Consider the following 17,949-nt stretch of genomic DNA (forward strand, 5'->3'; position numbering starts at 1 on the left):
CGGCTACCTAGCACGTGCGGAGGTAGCCATCCAAGGCTGCCTCCGGTGATTGAGTGTGAATCCTGCGAGTCAGCCAGGACAACATTCAATCAGGAGTGCACCATGCCCATCATTTCATTACCCGATCGATCGCAACGACAATTCGATCAACCCGTTTCCATCCTCGATATTGCAGTTGCCATTGGCCCACGCCTGGCCAAAGCAGCCCTAGCAGGTCAGGTCAATGGCCAGCTGGTGGATATCAGCCATGTCGTCACTGCGGACGCACAGGTTGCCATCGTGACGGCTGACCACCCGCAGGCTTTGGACATCTTGCGCCATTCCTGCGCGCATTTGCTGGCCATGGCGGTCAAACAACTGTTCCCTGCCGTACAAGTCACCATTGGCCCGGTCATTGAAGATGGCTTCTATTACGACTTTGCCAGTGACCAGGCCTTTACGCCCGATGATCTGGCCGCCATCGAAGTGCGCATGCATGAGTTGGCCAAGCAGGATTGGCCGATCGTGCGCCGCGAACTGCCTCGCGAGGCGGCATCCGCCTATTTTGGTGAGCTGGGCGAAGTCTACAAACAGCAGATCATTGCCGACATTCCGGCCGGTGAGGTGTTGTCGTTGTATCGCCAGGGCGATTTCGAAGACCTGTGCCGGGGACCGCACGTCCCCTCCACGGGCCGAATCGGTGCGTTCAAGCTGCTGAAAGTGGCCGGGGCCTACTGGCGTGGCAATGCCAACAACGCGATGCTGCAACGTATCTATGGCACATGCTGGCGTAACCAGGCCGAGCTGGATGCCTATCTGCTACGACTGGAGGAAGCAGGTAAGCGTGACCATCGCAAGCTGGGCGCGCGGCTGGACTGGTTTCATTTTCAAGACAACGCCCCTGGGGCGGTTTTCTGGCATCCAAAGGGTTGGTCGGTATTCCAGCAACTACTGAGTTACATGCGCGGTCGGCATGATGCGGAAGGCTATGTTGAAGTGAACACGCCGGACGTGATGGACCGATCGCTGTGGGAAATATCCGGCCATTGGTTCAACTACCGCGAGCACATGTTCACGACGCAAACAGAAGATGAACGAGTCTTCGCACTCAAACCCATGAACTGTCCAGGAGCCGTGTCGCTGTTCAAACATGGCCTGCGCAGCTATCGCGAGCTGCCGTTACGCATGGCCGAATTCGGCAAGGTACACCGTTATGAGCCTTCCGGGGCATTACATGGTCTGATGCGGGTTCGCCATTTTACGCAAGACGATGCCCACATCTTCTGTACGCCAGCGCAGTTGGGGGCAGAATGTAAACGGGTAGTAGAACTGGTGCTGGCCATCTATCGCGATTTCGGGTTTGAAGAAGTCGCCATCAAGCTGTCCACACGCCCCGATAACCGCATGGGATCAGACAGCCTGTGGGACCAGCTGGAGCGTGCGTTGTCTGACGCACTGGACGAACTGAACCTACCCTACTCGCTCAACCCTGGAGAAGGTGCGTTCTATGGCCCGAAGCTGGAATTCGTGCTCAAGGATGCAATTGGCCGCGACTGGCAATGTGGCACGTTACAGGTGGATTTGAACCTGCCTGAACAGTTCGACATTCATTACGTGGCAGAAAACGGCGAGAAACAACGCCCGGTCATGTTGCATCGCGCCTTGTTCGGCTCCCTTGAACGCTTCATCGGCATCCTGCTGGAACACTATGCAGGCGCCATCCCCAGTTGGCTGGCACCGGTGCAACTGGCTGTTCTGAACATCAGTGAAGCGCAGGTGGAATACGCCCTGCAATTGGGGGCAACATTGAAAGCAATAGGCATACGGGTTGACGTCGATACGCGCAATGAGAAGATCGGCTTCAAGATTCGCGAAAAAACGCTGGAAAAAATCCCCTATCTGGCGATCGTCGGCGACAACGAAATAGCAAGCGGTCTGATTGCCGTGCGCAGCCGACATGGCGATGATCTGGGCAGCATGCCACTGGCCCAACTGGTGGAAAAGCTGAAAGCTGAGCGACCACACTAGGTTCGGTTGACACGGTTTCATGGCCCGCGCCCTTTACACCCCTTCCCGCCGTGCCAGCAACGGCGGGACCAGGTCATTGCCTTCCATTCTCATCAACCAGTTGACCAACTGTTCTGCGGGCATGGGGCGTTCAATGTAATAGCCTTGAATCAAGTCACAACCCAGCATCTGCAATCGCCGACAGACAATTTCGGATTCCACTCCCTCGGCAACCACTTGCAATCCCAGATCATGTGCCATGTTGATGGCCGTTCGAACAATTGCAGTGTCATCCGGCTGACGATCCAGCGCAAAAATGAATGACTTGTCGATCTTCAGCTCGCTGATCGGCAGGCGATTCAGATAGGCCAACGACGAATAGCCAACGCCAAAATCGTCCATCGATACCTTGATACCGGCATGACGAATGGGGTGCAGCACACGCAGTGCAACATCCTGATCCTGCATCATGGCGGTTTCAGTCAACTCCAGCGTCAGGCAATCAGGCAATGCCTGTGAATCGCGTAACAGGCCCAGCAGATACTCGCAAAAATGCGCCTCTCGCAGATTCTTGGCAGAAATATTGATCGACATATCCAACTGGATTCCAGCTGCACGCCATGCCATCAATTGCTTCAGAGCCTGTTCCAATACCCAGCGTGTCAGTGGCTTGATCAGGCCAGTATGTTCCGCCATGGTCACAAACTGGTCTGGCGGGATAGGACCGTGAACCGGATGTGGCCATCTGAGCAACGCTTCCACCCCGACAATGCGTCGATCCCGCAGGTCGAACTTGGGTTGATAATGCAACTGCAATTCATTGGTAGTCAGGGCTTGCCGCAGTTCGCCCATCATTGACAAGCGACGAGCACTATAGCGGTTTTGCCGGTCAGAATAGACCGAGATATCGTGTTCACCATGGGCAGCCATTTCTACCGCCACCTCGGCACAACGTAACAGGCTGTCGAACTCCTGTGCATGCAGTGGACACAGGCTGATGCCAATCACAACCGGTACATCGATCGACATCTCCAGGTAATTGACCGTCTCCCGCATCGCTTTGGCCAGCTGATTGGCACGCGCTTGGATCAGATCCTCATTGTCAGCCGACAGGATGGCAGCAAAGCTGACTCCTTCAATATGCGCCAATACGTCGCCAGATTCGACATCCAGCAACTGAACCCCAGGTGTGACAGACACAGCCTGCGCCAGCCTTGCGACCACCAGTTTCAATAGTCCATCACCGGCCTGATGTCCCAGTGTGTTGTTGATCTCCTGAAAATGCGGAAACTTGATCAGCAAAAAACCAATCATCCGCCTGGACGCCACCGCCTGGGTAATGATGTTGGTTGTGGACTGCTCCAACAGCAACCGGTTTGGCGTCCCGGTCAGCCGATCGTGCAGTGACTGATGAAGCAGCCGGGATTCCGCGACAGCCCGTTGCTGCGCTTCTTCCAAGGCTGTTTTTTGCGCCATATAGCGTTGACGCCGTTCGTGATTGATGCGATCAGCCAAGGCAATCGACAACACCACAACTTCAAATATCGATCCCAGTTGCACACTGTATTCTGTGACCAGATTACGCGGCAACATGCCATATTTCTGCAATGCATACAGCAGAATGCCTGTCAGGAAGACACTCCAAGCTGCCACGAAATAGCGGGCTGGCACACTGCCTTGATGCAGGCTCAGCAAACCGGCGATAAATGATACCAAGGCTGCCAGCAACGCCAAGCTCACCGCTACGCGAATCATCACCGCATAAGGCAGGAACAGTGCACCAACCGCGACACCTGCTGCCACGACCGATAGCGATCGCAACAGAAACGACAACCTGCGTCGGCCAAGCCACAGCCGCAAAAACTCGTCGGTGAACAAACAGACAAATGTGACAAACAGGGCAGACAACACGGCCATCGACACATCCTGCCACCAGACACTGCTTGGCCAGAGGTATTGATAGCCAAACCCCTGGATGGCCATCTGCCCCAGCAACATCGTCGCCACATAAGCGATGTAATAAAGGTAAACCCGTTCACGAATACTGAACCAGATAAAGGCGTTGTATAACAACAGCACCAACAGCATGCCGAAATACGCCGATTGCGGTACCAGTCGTGCCTGTTCCGTTTCAATGTACCGGGATTGGGTCGACAAGGTCGCCGGTAACTGCACAGTACCCTGCGATGCAACAAAGATCCATACTTGGTAGGTAGACCCTGCTTCCAGATCCAATGGGAACAGAAAATTCCGATGCGACAGCGGCCGTTGATAGAATGGCTCAGCGTCACCAGTACGCCAGTGTGAAATCAGTCGATCATCCCGTATCAGCCATACCTGGACATAGTCGAGTACCGGGTAGGCAATTTCCAGCAACCAGTTGTGCGGTAAATCGTTTTCGACTTTCAGACGTGCCTGGAACCAGTAACCTTTTTGGGAATACCCGAAATTGGGGACATTGGACAGATCCGACTCCCAGACCTGCTCCGGCAATTGTCGAATGATTTCCAGTTGGGTCTGTCCTGTAGCATCGGCATAGACTGACAACGACGGCCCCAACGGTACAACCGCATCTGCATCGCTCAAGACCAGGACTCCGGCAACTGTCACGCTTGTCCACAGCAGCAGGCCCATGCCAAGCAGCCAACCCACAAGCCATTGCATCACCCCATGCCGAGCAAGGCCCAACCGCCAGGACAACATGATCAGTCAACCCTTCCAGTTCGAGAGGTTTTCCCATTTTAGGAAAAAAATCAGGCCCACGTTCAGCCACCAACCCCGAATCGCGGTTGCTATTCAATTGTATTGTGGCAATCCATAACTCATTTTGCAGCGCAGCAATATTTCGCAATTGCAGCAATTAATTTTAGTTCGTTGATTTAAATATTTAAATCAATTAAACAATACAAGCACTGAATCAACGTACGACATACAGAATATATGACTTCGGAAATCCACAAGAAAATCTCTGTTGCCAAGTCATACTTTTTGCGTATGATCATTCCCAGTGCTGCACCAAACCGACAACCAACCAAGCTTTTCATCTCTTGTACATATTGAACCAGCTTGGGTTGCAGCACCGTTTCAGCTTGTCCCGCCCCGCATTCGCAAGTTGAAACACACAATAAAAAAATCATAACAAGAGCACGATCACACAACGGTAGTCATATGTCGCCAGGTTCCCTTGCGCGCAAGCCGCCTGCTGCCCTCAGCTGTCGTTGACGCCGACAGCACTGGCCCTGTGTCGCCTGCGACCTACCACTCCGTTGCCCAACGTGCCCGATTCCGGATCACCAATGCACCTGCATACTTGATGGGCAGAGTGATCAGGAAGCCATGCATCCCATGACACGTTAGAGGAGTCGTTTCATGAAGTTCCTGCTGCAGCTCTCACGGATGATCGATACCATGACCGAGTTCGTTGGCAAGTCGGCTATGTGGCTGGTACTGATCATGGTATTGATCAGTGCAGGTAATGCCATTATCCGCAAGGCTTTCGACATCAGTTCCAACGCATTTCTGGAAATCCAGTGGTACCTCTTTTCTGCCGTCTTTTTGCTTGGGGCAGCCTATACGTTGCTACGCAACGAACACATTCGCATTGACCTGATTGTTGGCAAGCTCAGTCAGCGTGGACAGGTCTGGGTGGACATTCTGGGTGGCGTGTTCTTTCTGCTTCCGATGGCCTGCATGATGGTTTACTACGGCTGGCCTTTGTTTACCCAGGCATTGATATCGGGCGAAATGTCACCGGATGCTGGCGGGTTGATTCGATGGCCCGTGTGGGCACTGATTCCCGCCGGTTTTGGCTTGCTGATCCTGCAAGCGATCTCCGAGATCATCAAACGTGTCGCATTCCTGCAAGGTATGGCACCGTTCCCTGGGGATGCCAAGCATCACACCCATCATGAGGAGAACCGCACATGAGCCATTCGATGATGGCCCCGATCATGTTCGCGTCGCTCATCGCTTTTCTATTGATGGGTTACCCGGTCGCCTTTGCACTGTCCGCTGTCGGCTTGCTGTTTGCCATCATCGGTATCGAAATGGGCCTATTGCAGCCTGCCTTGCTGCAGGCATTGCCTCAGCAGGTGTTCGATATCATGAAGAACGACACGCTGCTGGCAATTCCATTCTTTACCTTCATGGGGTTGATTCTGGAACGATCCGGCATGGCTGAAGACATGCTCGACACCATTGGTCAGTTATTCGGTCGATTGCGTGGTGGGCTGGCCTATGCGGTGATCTTTGTCGGCGCCTTGCTGGCAGCAACCACTGGCGTCGTAGCCGCTTCCGTGATTTCCATGGGCCTGATCTCGCTGCCCATCATGATGCGCTACGGCTACGATGCACGACTGGCTACCGGGGTCATTGCCGCATCCGGCACATTGGCACAGATCATCCCACCCAGCTTGGTACTGATCGTATTGGCTGACCAGTTAGGCGTATCCGTAGGTGACATGTATGAAGGTGCACTGGTCCCCGGCCTGCTCTTGACGGCCATGTACGCCGCTTATGTATTCATCGTCAGTATGCTGAAACCCAGCAGTGCACCCGCCTTGCCACCGGAAGCTCGCACGCTGCATGGCATGAAGCTGTTACTGCGGGTCTGTACTTCATTGCTGCCGCCATTGGTCCTGATCTTTCTCGTATTGGGCACCATCTTCCTCGGTATTGCCACGCCAACGGAAGGTGGTGCCATGGGTGCAGTTGGTGCCTTGATCCTGGCCATGATGAATGGTCGTCTGAATATATCGATGACCCGCCAGGCGATGGAATCCACACTCAAGCTGTCGACTTTTGTCGTATTCATCCTGATCGGTGCGCGGGTCTTCCGCATCGCCTTTCTGGGTGTCGATGGCGATCAATGGGTGGAAACCTTGCTGGAAACCATCCCCGGTGGCCCGATGGGCTTCCTGATCGCTGTCAACGTGCTGGTATTCTTGCTCGCCTTCTTCCTCGATTTCTTCGAGATCGCCTTCATTCTGGTACCACTGTTGACCCCAGTGGCCCAAAAACTGGGTATCGATCTGGTGTGGTTTGGTGTTTTGCTGGGCGTCAACATGCAGACTTCCTTCATGCACCCACCTTTCGGTTTTGCCCTGTTCTACCTACGGTCAGTCGCGCCAAAGGAGATCAAGACCACCGACATCTATTGGGGTGCCATTCCGTTTGTCGTGATCCAGATCATCATGGTGGTGCTGGTCATCAGCTTCCCGCAGTTGGTGGGCCATCATCCGACACCAGACAAAGGTAGCGAAAACGTGGATCTGTTGTATCAGCAAGCGCCAGCCAACAACGATCACACTACAGAACTGCAAGCACCAGATGGTGCCACCATCCCTGCCCCGGAACCGACCGAGGAACCCGACCCTGCCGCTGCCCTGATGGAGGAAGCAGCGAAACAGCAACCCTGAGCCAATCCTTGGCGGTGGCGCCACCGCCAAGCGAGCAACCATAGCGGATGGTCATTAATAAATCAGCAAGAGGAGCCAACACATGGAACGTCGTTCATTTCTGAAAAAGGCAGGCAGCGCAGGCCTGGCTGCAGCTGCCGTTTCCGCCCCTGTCTTTGCCGCAGAGCCTCAGGTCAAGTGGAAGCTGGCCTCCAGCTTTCCCAAAAGCCTGGACACCATCTACGGTGCAGCCGAAACCCTGGCCAACCGGATTGCACAAATCACCGAGGGTAAATTCCAGATCCGTGTCTATGGTGGTGGCGAACTGGTTCCCGGTCTGGGGGTGATGGATGCGGTACAGCAAGGCACCGTCGAATGCGGTCACACCTGCAGCTATTACTATGTAGGCAAAAACAAGGCGTTTGCCTTTGATACATCCATGCCCTTTGGCCTGACTGCCCGTCAGCAAAATGCCTGGATGTACTTCGGTGGCGGCTTGCAACTGATGCGCGAGCTGTTCAAGGAATACAACATCATCCATTTCCCAGGTGGCAATACGGGTACACAGATGGGTGGCTGGTTCCGCGAAGAAATAAAATCCCTGGCGCAACTCAAGGGGAAAAAAATGCGCATCCCCGGTATCGGCGGTGAAATCATGGCGCGCCTGGGTGCGGTGCCGCAAACCATTGCTGGTGGCGATATCTACCCTGCGCTTGAGAAAGGCACCATTGATGCCGCCGAATGGGTTGGCCCTTATGACGACGAAAAGCTTGGGTTCTATAAGGTAGCCAAGCATTACTACTACCCAGGCTGGTGGGAGCCGGGGCCCCAAGTATCGTTCTATGTGAACATAGATCAGTGGAACAAATTGCCGAAGGAATTTCAAGCAGCCTTTGAAGTAGCAGCGGCAGAAGCCAACATAACCATGATTGCCGAATACGATGCCAAGAACCCCGCCGCCTTGGTTCGGCTGTTGGGCAATGGCGTGAAACTGCGCCAGTATCCTGCCGATATCCTGGCTGCAGCCGAGGTGGAAGCCTTCAAGCTGTATGACGAAGAAGCGGAAAAAAATCCGAAATTCAAGAAAATCTATACCGAGTGGCAGAAATTCCGCAAGCTGCAACATGGCTGGCATGCTATTGCGGATTCGACGATGGAACGGGTGATGTACGCCCCTAAAAAAGCACCCACGAAAAAGTAGGCCGATTCCATCGTTGCAAGCCTGTCACCTTGTGACAGGCTTTTTGTTTTCCTCAGAACACCCAGAAGCGGTGGCCACGGGTAGCGTCAAGCTGGTTGGAATCCCAAAGCAGATCTCAGCAATGGCGAGATGAGCGAACCGACATCGGCCCGACCTGTTGACCTCGAAAATAGTCTTCCAATGCTGCCTCGGCACTCAGGATGTGCTCACGCAAAAAAGCCACTGCCCCGATGGCATCCTTGCGTCGGCACAGATTCAACAATTCGGTATGCTCAGCCTGGGCTTTGCCACCCACGTCCGACAACATCAGTTGCATACGGGTATAGCGCTCGGTGCGGTTATGCAACTGTTCCACGATTGCCATGGTCTGTGGCCGTCGTGCCGCCCGGTACAAAGTCATGTGGTAACGGGCATTCAGAATACCCCAGTCCTGTACATCCCTTGACGCCAGGGCCGCGTCAAATTCCGCCAGTACTGCGGTGGCGGCATCGATGTCGGTCTGAGTCTGGCGCGGTACCGCTTCCAGCAGCAGATCGCATTCCAGCAACACCCTGACCCGTAGCAACTCGACAATTTCTTCCAGCGCCAGTGTCGTAACCACGGCACCCTTATGCTCCACGATCCGCACCAAACCTTCGGCCTCCAGCTGCCTCAGGGCCTCGCGCACCGGGACCCGGCTCATGCCCAGATCCCGCGACACAGCCTCCTGCCTGAGTTGCATCCCCTCCGGATAATGGCCAGACAAGATCCGGTTACGCAGGGTTTCAGTGGCAATGGCAGTCAGGGTGCCCTGAGGCAGCACACTGGTCAGGTCTGACATGGTGAACGATCTCCGACATCGGGGGAAGCGGCCATTCTGGCGGTTTTGTCATCAACAAAGCAAGGATGCGGCTGTCCCCTCAGCAACCGGATTGACAATCGACTCAATCTGCGAAAGCAGCCACTGCAAGGCCGGATCACTGTCACGCGTGGCATGCCATGACATCGACACGGTAAACGACGGTAGCGGAATAGGAACGGGGCTGACCTGCAAACCCAAGTTGTTTTGCCAAAGTGTACCCAACACGGCCGGCACCGTCGCCAGCACTGAAGATTGTTGCAATATGGCAGGCAAGGCGGCGAAATGCGGCGTAGAAAAGGCAACTCGGCGACTTAAACCACGTTGTGCCAATTCGTTATCGACCACACCATGGAATGCTCCCCGATAGCTGACCAGCAAATGCGTGTGCTGCACGTATTGCGGCAGCGTGATCGGACTGGCGCTGCCCAGTTGCCGGGCGTCATACACACAGCAATAACCCATCGTCTTCAACGGCCTCATCCGCATCCAGCCTGGGCCTGTTGTGCATACTGCAATACCGGCATCCATCTCCTTCTTTTCCAGCATGTCGATAGTCTGGTATGGGCCACTCGTCTTGACTGCAATCCGGATATGGGGCGCAGTGGCCTGCAAACGGGCAAACAGCAATGGCATCAACCAGATGTCTATCCAGTCTGGCATTCCAAGTGTGAAAGTTCGTTCATCACATGCCGGATCAAAGACCACGGGCTCAAACAGTGCCGACTGCAACTGGCCGATTGCCGGGGCAATGGCAGCTTCCAGCATCAGTGCCTTGGCCGTGGGCTGCATGCCTTGTGCAGTGCGTACCAACAGCCCATCGTCAAATAGTTCGCGCAGGCGCGCCAAGGCGCCACTGACTGCGGGTTGGCCAAGATGCAGCTTGTCTGCAGCCCGCGATACGCTGCGTTCTCGCATCAACACCAGAAAGGTGACCAACAGATTCAGGTCGACCCCTCTGAAATCTCTTTCAATGATATTCACTATCAAACCAATCGATTTGAATGATATTAGCCATTATTGGATCATGGCAATCCACGCAGCGCAACCAGTCCAGGCTTGGTGCTGCAGCAGATTGCACCCCAACCATACTCGATAAGGATGAATCCCGTGTCCATCTTCAAAACCATTCGGTCCCGCGCTATGTTGCTGAGCCAACTGTCAGCACTGGCAATAGGTAGCACACTGCTGACCACACCGTCAGCGCAAGCTGTGCCACCCCAGGTCAAAACGCAGGCACCGGGTTATTACCGCATGATGCTGGGTGATTTCGAGATCACCGCCTTGCTGGATGGCACAGTGACACTCCCTATTCATACCCTGCTGACCAACACCACGCCTGCCGAGGTCGAAAAGCGTCTGGCAGGTGAATTCCTCAAGCCCCAGCTCGAAACGTCGATCAATGCCTACCTGATTCATACCGGATCGCGGTTGATCTTGGTCGACACGGGAGCCGGTGTCTTTTTTGGCGAGAAAGGGGGGGGGCAGTTGCTGACCAGCCTGAAGGCGGCTGGATACCAACCGGAAGACATTGATACAGTGCTGCTTACCCACATTCATGGCGATCATTCGGGTGGATTGACCTTGTCGGGCGAAGCATCCTTCCCGAATGCAACCGTGTATGTAGACCAACACGAGGCTGATTTCTGGCTGAACCCAGCCAACGAGGCGAGTGCCGCAGCCAATCAAAAGGCCGGGTTCGCCACCGCTGCAACATTGTTCGCCCCCTATCTGGCAGCGGGCAAGGTCAAGACCTTTCAAGGAAACACCCAGTTGTTCCCAGGTATTCGTACGGTGTCCAGCTATGGACATACCCCAGGCCACAGCTTCTATGCGATCGAAAGCCAGGGGCAGCAGCTTCAGCTTTGGGGTGACTTACTTCATGTCAAGGATGTGCAATTTGCATCCCCATCGGTCACCATTCGTTTCGATGTGGATTCACCCGCCGCAGCGCAGCAACGCCAGAAGGCCTTTGCCAATGCGGCAAAACAAGGCTATTGGGTCGGTGCTGCCCATATTTCCTTCCCTGGCATAGGCCATGTACGCAAGTCAGGTAACGGGTATGCCTGGGTACCCGCCAATTACAGTCTGCCGCGATAACCCTTGTGACATGATCTTGGTGGTAGCCAAACAACAGCTACCACCGATCATTCAGTAATCGGCACATTGGCACAAGGGCCATTTGCCAGCATCTGCAAGTCACACAGTCGGTCGCCATGCCGATCTGATTGCATGACGGCCAATCATGGGTAATTGACCCAATCATCCGAGGTCGCTCACAATTTCCCAACAGGATGCGAAAGATTGATCTGAACAGGCTGCATACGATGCTGGGTATCCCATGTTGATGAAAGCCAACCCATGCGTAATGCGCTTACCAGCCTTACCTTACCCATGTTGCTGATGTTGACCGCTTGTGACAATGACACCAGCAGCCAATCCACCGATTACTCGACAGCCATCGCACAACTGCAGCAATCGATTCGCCAGAACATGGCCACCCACCAGGTCACCGACCTGACTGTAGCACTGGTCAACGATCAACGAGGGTGGCGTGCCGGCTTTGGCAGTGCCGATACAAGCCAGTGACGCCGGATATGGCATTCCAGGTGGTATCGGTTGCCAAGATATTTACCACCATAGCCATCAGCAATTGGCCGAACAAGGGAAGTTGCCACTGGACACCCCACTCAATTCAGTGCTGCTGATATTTCACGTCCAATCCCGGTTTCTGCCACACCAGAGCAGGCAGATACCAACGTTACCTTGCGGCGTATCATGACCCACCGCGCTGGCTCCCTGAGGCTTATCTTGCCGGCACCCATCTGCCACTGGCCAGCTTGGCCACCCGTACCAGCGGTACCTGGCTGGCAGCCCCACTGGACATGATGCACGCCTACTCGAATCTGGGGTTCAGTTTGCTGGGCGCTGCGGTGCAGCAAGTGGCAGGCAGGCGGTTTGAAGATCAGATGCGGGAGGCGATCTTCCAGCCACTCAACATTTCGCATCACATCAGAGATGCAGCCTTGGTTGGCACAAGGCCATGCCGATGGCAAACCTGCAGACGAATCTGATGACGGCACCAGCTTGATGCCCACCGGCGGGATGTGGGCCAGCGCCAATGACTTGGCTCGCTTCGCGCACATGATCTTTGCCGATGGCACGCTGGATGGCAGACGCATCTTGCGCCCGGCAAGCCTAGCGCAGATGTTCACGATACAGAATCCGGGCACCCCTTATGACATTGACTGCAGCATGGGCTTGGCATGGATGCTCGCCGCATGTGGTGACGCCCCCTTCGCGGCAGATGAACTGATTGCCCAACATGGTGGCGACCAGGATCTGTTCCATGCGCAGATGGTCCTGCTGCCCAAGCGAAAACTGGCCGCCATCACATTGACCAACTCGAAAGATAGCGGTGAAGTGGCCGGCCCACTGGCATACCAGGCAGCACGCCTGATGTTGACGGCCCAAACGGGCAAACCGATACCGCAACCGACTCATCCCACACCGCAACTATCCCCGCCCACCAAGGCCGACCGTCAACGCTTTACCGGCATCTACACGATGATCGGGTTAGGCAATGCCAAGATTCACACCCAGGGGGATGAGTTGCACTTTGCACTTGGGGGAAAAGACCTGGTGCTGATGCGTGATCAAAATGGTTGCAGCCCCGACACCAGTCCCTCCTCAACTGACTTGCCGGAGAGCTTGGCCAACCTGCGACTGACCCTACGCGAACTGGATGGACATCATGTATTGATAGGGCAAAACAACGTCAGTACCCGCATCATGGGTGAACGGCTATTGTCTGTTGCAATCCCGCCAGAATGGGCTGCCATGATCGGTACATACACCACTATTGATCCCGACAGTGGCTCATCCAACCCGATCAACATTTTCGTGACACAGCTGGATGCAGGGAGTATCGACACGATTCAGGTCGACCTGAAATTCATGGCACGCGCGGTCATCAACCTGTTGCTCAATGGCATTCGGCATGCCATTGAGCAACAGGTCAATTTATCCCTGCATCAACTACCTGATCGCATGGAGCTGCATGTGGATGACGATGCCCCCCGGCGTACCAGAGGACGACCGGGTACGTATTTTTTCGCCCTTTGTACATTTGGACACCAGCCGTACCCGCAGTACGGGGGCATCGGGCTTGGGTTAGCTATTGTCAAACGCATCGCCATCGGACACGAAGGCAGCGTCATTGTCCGAACAGCCCCACTGGAGGGCGCTTCCTTCATTCTGAGTTGGCCATTGCCGCCGTCAGTCAACCCACCATGCCAGATCCAAACTGCTTGATCGACAACCAGGGTTTGGTGTTGTACCACATGGCACACCATTGCGGGAACAGCTCGGGCGGCATCGGCTTGGCAATGCCGTAGCCTTGAGCATGGTGGCAGCCTAGTTGGCATAACCTCGAACCGTGCTCCAGCGTCTCGACCCCTTCGGCAATCACTTGGCGGTTGAACACCGATGCCAACAGAATGACCCCTTCAACAATACCCAGATCATCTTCGTCGGTCAGCATGTCACGTACAAAGCTTTGATCGATCTTCAAGGTATCGACAGGTAACTTCCGGAGGTAGGTCAATGATGAATAGCCGGTGCCAAAGTCATCCAACGCAAAGTGCACACCTAACTTCCTACAATTGAGTAATACGTCGATCGCCTGATCAACATCAGCAATTGCCGCACTTTCCAAGACTTCCAGCTCCAGATTGGATGGCAACACGGTGGGGTATTGGTTCAAGACCGTTTGCAAATATTCACCAAATGGCGGTGTCAGCAAGTGATTGGCACTGATGTTGACGCTGACACACACCGTCAGTTGTTGCGTCAGCCAACTTGCCAGTTGAGCCATCGCCTGCTTGATCACCCATTCGCCGAATGCCACTTCCAAACTACTACCATAGATATGTGGCAAGAATTCGGCCGGTGAAACCAAGCCCCGTTCCGGATGCTGCCAACGGATCAATGCTTCGGCCCCAATGATGGTGCCATTCAACAGATCCACCTTTGGCTGGTAATACAGTGTGAATTCATTATTATCCAGTGCAACCCGCAACAGCTCCATGTAACGCCGGCGAGTCTGCGCCTTGCGATCACTTTCCGGGTCAAACAGCTGGAAGCGATTCTTGCCGGCCTCTTTGGCCTGATACATGGCTTGATCAGCATGGCGTAGCAAAGTATCAGGGTCAGCATTGTCGTCGGGATACAGGCTGACGCCAATGCTGCCTGACACGCGAAACACTAAGTCTCCATAACCCACCTCGGTGTTGATGGCTGCCAGCACACGCTCCAGAATCAGCGTGCACTCCTCTGGAGAATCAATGTCGGATAGCAACAGCACAAACTCGTCCCCACCCAGACGAGCCAGGGTGTCATCAGCCCGCATGATCGCCTTCAGGTTCTCGGTCACGCCGATCAACAATTGATCACCTGCTTCATGGCCGTATTGATCGTTGACTGCCTTGAAGCCATCCAGATCAAGAAAGCAGACAGCACAGGTTTTGCCACTGCGTGTTGCCCGCACAATTGATTGATTCAATCTGTCGGATAACAGGCGACGATTGGGTACACCTGTCAACGGATCAAAGTTGGCCACCCGGTCCAGCTCTGCCTCATGCGCTTTCAACTGACTGATATCGGAAAAAATACCGATGTAGTGCTGTATGTCGCCTTTCGAATCACGCACAGCTGATATCGACAGCAACTCGGCGTACAACTCGCCATTCTTGCGCTTGTTCCAGATTTCCCCACGCCAGAAATCGCGCCGCTGCACCGAATCCCACATGTCTATATAGAACTGCTCCCCCTGCTGGCCGGAAGACAGAATACGAGGCGTCTGACCGACTGCTTCTTCTGCACTGAATCCAGTAATACGGGTAAAGGCGGCATTGACCTTGGTAATCACCTTATCCGGATCAGCCACGATAATGCCTTCGTAGCTGTTGTCGAACACCACCGAGGCCAACTGCTGCGCCTGTTCCAACCGTTTGCGCTCAGTGATGTCAGTATGCGTACCTGACATCATCAACGGCCTGCCAGCACCATCCCACTCCACCACTTTGCCCCGCATCAACACCCAACACCAATCACCAGCCTTGGTCCGGCACCGGGTTTCAGCTTCCACGCTACCAATGTCTCCGGCAAGGTGACGCTTGATGGTTGCCTTGATGGCAGCAAAATCATCTGGGTGAATGATATCCGGCCAATGCTCAAACGATACGTCCACCTCCCCTGGTGCATAACCCATCATCCGTAACCAGCGATCGCTTCCCTGAAAGTCATCAGTCTGCACGTTCCAGTCCCAATAACCCTGATCCGCGCCTTCGATCACGCGTTCCAGCTGCTGCTCCCGCTCCCGCAATGCCCTTTCCGCCCATTTCTGTTCGGTCAAATCGCGGCCGAATACCATGTAACGCCCATCGTTCATTCGTTCGGTGGTCAACTCAACAACGATGTGATGGCCATCGGCACAGCTCAGTGACCACTCACGACGGATATACCGCTCTTGGTCCAGCAATGATACGTGTTCGGCAAACGCGGTCTGATTGTCCGCTGCCAGCAAGTCACCAAACGCCATGTACATAAGGTTATCGGCCTGATAACCCGTCATCCGGCACGCTGCCGGGTTGGCAAACAGCACACGTAATCCATGATCCATCAACCAGATCGCATCCCCTGCTTCATTCAACACGAACCGCAGATCATCATCCGTCCGCTTCCGCTCAGAGATATCAGACAACGAGCCAACCAAGCGTAACGGTTTGCCCGATGCATCCCTGGCGACCACACGCCCCCGGCCCAATATCCATTTTGTTTCTCCGTGCCCGCTCACCATGCGGAACGTAAACTCAAGTTGCGGGGTGACTCCGTTGAGATGCGACTCAAGGCTAGCCATCACGCTGGCAAGATCATCGGGGTGAACCAGTCGCTGAAAAGCCGCCAGATCACCGGCATCGTGCTCCGGCGCATATCCAGTGACCTCAAAATACCGTGATGACCGATATATCTCACCAGTGACCAGATCCCAGTCCCAAAAACCATCACTGGTTGCATCAACCACCAACTGCAATCGCTCTTCGCTGGCCTTCAGCTGCAAAGCCATCTGTTTACGTTCGGTGATATCCAGCACGGTACCTTGCAACTTGACAATTTCCCCCTGCTCGCCACGCATGGCATCGCCTCGGGCAGTAATCCACCGGGTACTGCCATCGGGCCGCACGACTTCGGCATCGCATGCATAGGATGTACCTTCGGTGAGACAGCGTTCGATGGCTTCCGCCAACTGGTTGCGACTTTCTTCACTGAAATACTGCATCACCTCCGGATAACGAAGTGGTGGCAAGGTCGGATTCAACCCAAAGATCAGATAAACCTCTTCCGACCATTTGTGTATATCGGTCTGTAAATACCATTCCCAACTTCCCAACCCCGCGAGCCACTGCACCAATCTCAATGAAGCCTCGCTGCTTCTCAAGGCCTCTTCCTTCGCTTGTAGTGCTGTCACATCACGAGAAATGCCAAACAGGCCACATGACTTGCCGAAACGATCGAATACCGGCCCCTTGGTAACCAGAAACACCAACGACTGGCCACCTTGAAACGAGAGATGTTCGAGATGGGTCTGCACCCGGCCTGCAGCCAGGACTGCCTGATCTTTTTCACGCAATTGTCGGGCAGAGGACTCGTCAAACAATGCCTCGTCATTCAAACCGAGAATCGCCTTACGAGAACGGCCCGTGAAAGCCGCCCCTGCGTCATTCACCATCAAATACCTTCCTTGCAGATCTTTCACAAAAACTGCATCGGATGTACCCGATACGATGGCCTCCAGCAGATGATGACTGGTTTCCTGCCTGGCGATTGAACGCCACAACAAACCGCTCAACAGGCTCACGGCGATACCGTTGCCACACAGAAACAGCCACTGCAACTGCAATACCGGGTCGCTTTCCAACATATGTAGATGTGGCTCAATAGCAAAATCGATCCCGATTACCGCGATGGCAGTGGCTAGCAATCCAGGCCCTACCCCACCGATCAGCGCACTGAGGATGATCGGAAACATGAATACAATCATCATCGGGCGTTCAGCCACATTGTCAGACATGCTCAGTCGGAACATCAGTGTAAGCAGCGTCACCACAATGGCAAAAACATAGACCATCCCCTGCAACCAGCGGTTACGCCGTTTGCCAAAGAAGGAGTCGCTTCCCACCAGGCCAGCATCGCTGCGTTCAGTGGGTGGTACCGACAACAAAGCCACCAAGAACATTGCTGCACTCACCACCACGAAAAGTGCACCTTTCATCGTGGACAACCAGACGATTGAACCCTTGTCAGGTAACCGCGCAAGCAATTGGTCGGAGAAATAGATCCAGGTCAATGCCAACAACACGTAGCTGGTAACGGCGAACACAATAAAGCAGGCTCGGGCTGAAGGTCGACGTGGTAGATGTCGGTTCATGAAGAGCATTAACCTCCAAGCCGAGTCGATATCGGGCAAC

At 54.5% G+C, this 17,949-nt stretch carries 11 protein-coding genes and 1 pseudogene; 8 read left to right on the forward strand and 4 right to left on the reverse strand.

Features of this window, described 5'->3' with window-relative positions:
- Positions 1-102: 102 nt before the first annotated feature.
- Positions 103-2,007 (forward strand): threonine--tRNA ligase, encoded by a 1,905-nt coding sequence (thrS, locus tag FFS57_RS04640; RefSeq protein WP_137936599.1) that lies wholly within the window; start codon positions 103-105, stop codon positions 2,005-2,007.
- A 33-nt stretch (positions 2,008-2,040) separates the two neighbouring features.
- Here the strand turns inward: thrS and FFS57_RS04645 are convergent, their stop codons facing one another.
- On the reverse strand, positions 2,041-4,650 hold the full coding sequence (locus tag FFS57_RS04645) for an EAL domain-containing protein (protein WP_171013619.1): 2,610 nt from the start codon (positions 4,648-4,650) through the stop codon (positions 2,041-2,043).
- Positions 4,651-5,355: 705 nt separating this feature from the next.
- On the opposite strand from FFS57_RS04645, the gene FFS57_RS04650 reads away from it, so the two are divergent.
- From FFS57_RS04650 to FFS57_RS04660, 3 genes are all read left to right on the forward strand, one after another.
- Entirely contained in the window at positions 5,356-5,913 is a 558-nt protein-coding gene (locus FFS57_RS04650) for a TRAP transporter small permease subunit (protein WP_137936601.1), read from the forward strand.
- Positions 5,910-7,403 (forward strand): TRAP transporter large permease, encoded by a 1,494-nt coding sequence (locus FFS57_RS04655; RefSeq protein ID WP_137936602.1) that lies wholly within the window; start codon positions 5,910-5,912, stop codon positions 7,401-7,403. The genes FFS57_RS04650 and FFS57_RS04655 overlap by 4 nt, the downstream gene beginning before the upstream one ends.
- An 82-nt stretch (positions 7,404-7,485) precedes the next feature.
- A complete protein-coding gene (locus FFS57_RS04660; RefSeq protein ID WP_137936603.1) occupies positions 7,486-8,583 on the forward strand; it encodes a TRAP transporter substrate-binding protein in 1,098 nt (365 codons plus the stop codon).
- Positions 8,584-8,698: 115 nt separating this feature from the next.
- On the opposite strand, the gene FFS57_RS04665 is transcribed toward FFS57_RS04660, so the two are convergent.
- Both FFS57_RS04665 and FFS57_RS04670 read right to left on the reverse strand, forming a co-directional pair.
- Positions 8,699-9,403 carry a GntR family transcriptional regulator gene (locus tag FFS57_RS04665; RefSeq protein WP_249383884.1) on the reverse strand — a complete coding sequence of 235 codons (705 nt, stop codon included), beginning with the start codon at positions 9,401-9,403 and terminating at the stop codon, positions 8,699-8,701.
- Between the two features lie 51 nt (positions 9,404-9,454).
- On the reverse strand, positions 9,455-10,405 hold the full coding sequence (locus tag FFS57_RS04670) for a LysR family transcriptional regulator (protein WP_171013621.1): 951 nt from the start codon (positions 10,403-10,405) through the stop codon (positions 9,455-9,457).
- Positions 10,406-10,522: 117 nt separating this feature from the next.
- Here FFS57_RS04670 and FFS57_RS04675 point away from each other — a divergent pair, with 117 nt between their 5' ends.
- From FFS57_RS04675 to FFS57_RS25730, 4 genes and pseudogenes are all read left to right on the forward strand, one after another.
- The gene (locus FFS57_RS04675; protein WP_249383885.1) at positions 10,523-11,521 is read left to right on the forward strand and encodes an MBL fold metallo-hydrolase; all 999 of its coding nucleotides are present in this window, start codon (positions 10,523-10,525) and stop codon (positions 11,519-11,521) included.
- 261 nt (positions 11,522-11,782) lie between these two features.
- Complete coding sequence (locus tag FFS57_RS04680) at positions 11,783-12,010, forward strand: hypothetical protein (protein WP_137936604.1); 228 nt, start codon at positions 11,783-11,785, stop codon at positions 12,008-12,010.
- A 251-nt stretch (positions 12,011-12,261) separates the two neighbouring features.
- Positions 12,262-12,808: pseudogene (locus tag FFS57_RS25725) on the forward strand (serine hydrolase domain-containing protein); the annotation flags it as partial.
- Between the two features lie 570 nt (positions 12,809-13,378).
- On the forward strand, positions 13,379-13,735 hold the full coding sequence (locus tag FFS57_RS25730; RefSeq protein WP_249383895.1) for an ATP-binding protein: 357 nt from the start codon (positions 13,379-13,381) through the stop codon (positions 13,733-13,735).
- Here the strand turns inward: FFS57_RS25730 and FFS57_RS04695 are convergent.
- On the reverse strand, positions 13,704-17,909 hold the full coding sequence (locus tag FFS57_RS04695; protein ID WP_171013625.1) for a PAS domain S-box protein: 4,206 nt from the start codon (positions 17,907-17,909) through the stop codon (positions 13,704-13,706). The two genes, FFS57_RS25730 and FFS57_RS04695, sit on opposite strands and share 32 nt — an antisense overlap.
- Positions 17,910-17,949: the final 40 nt, after the last annotated feature.

This window comes from Chitinivorax sp. B, assembly GCF_005503445.1.
Taxonomy (GTDB): Bacteria; Pseudomonadota; Gammaproteobacteria; order Burkholderiales; family SCOH01; genus Chitinivorax.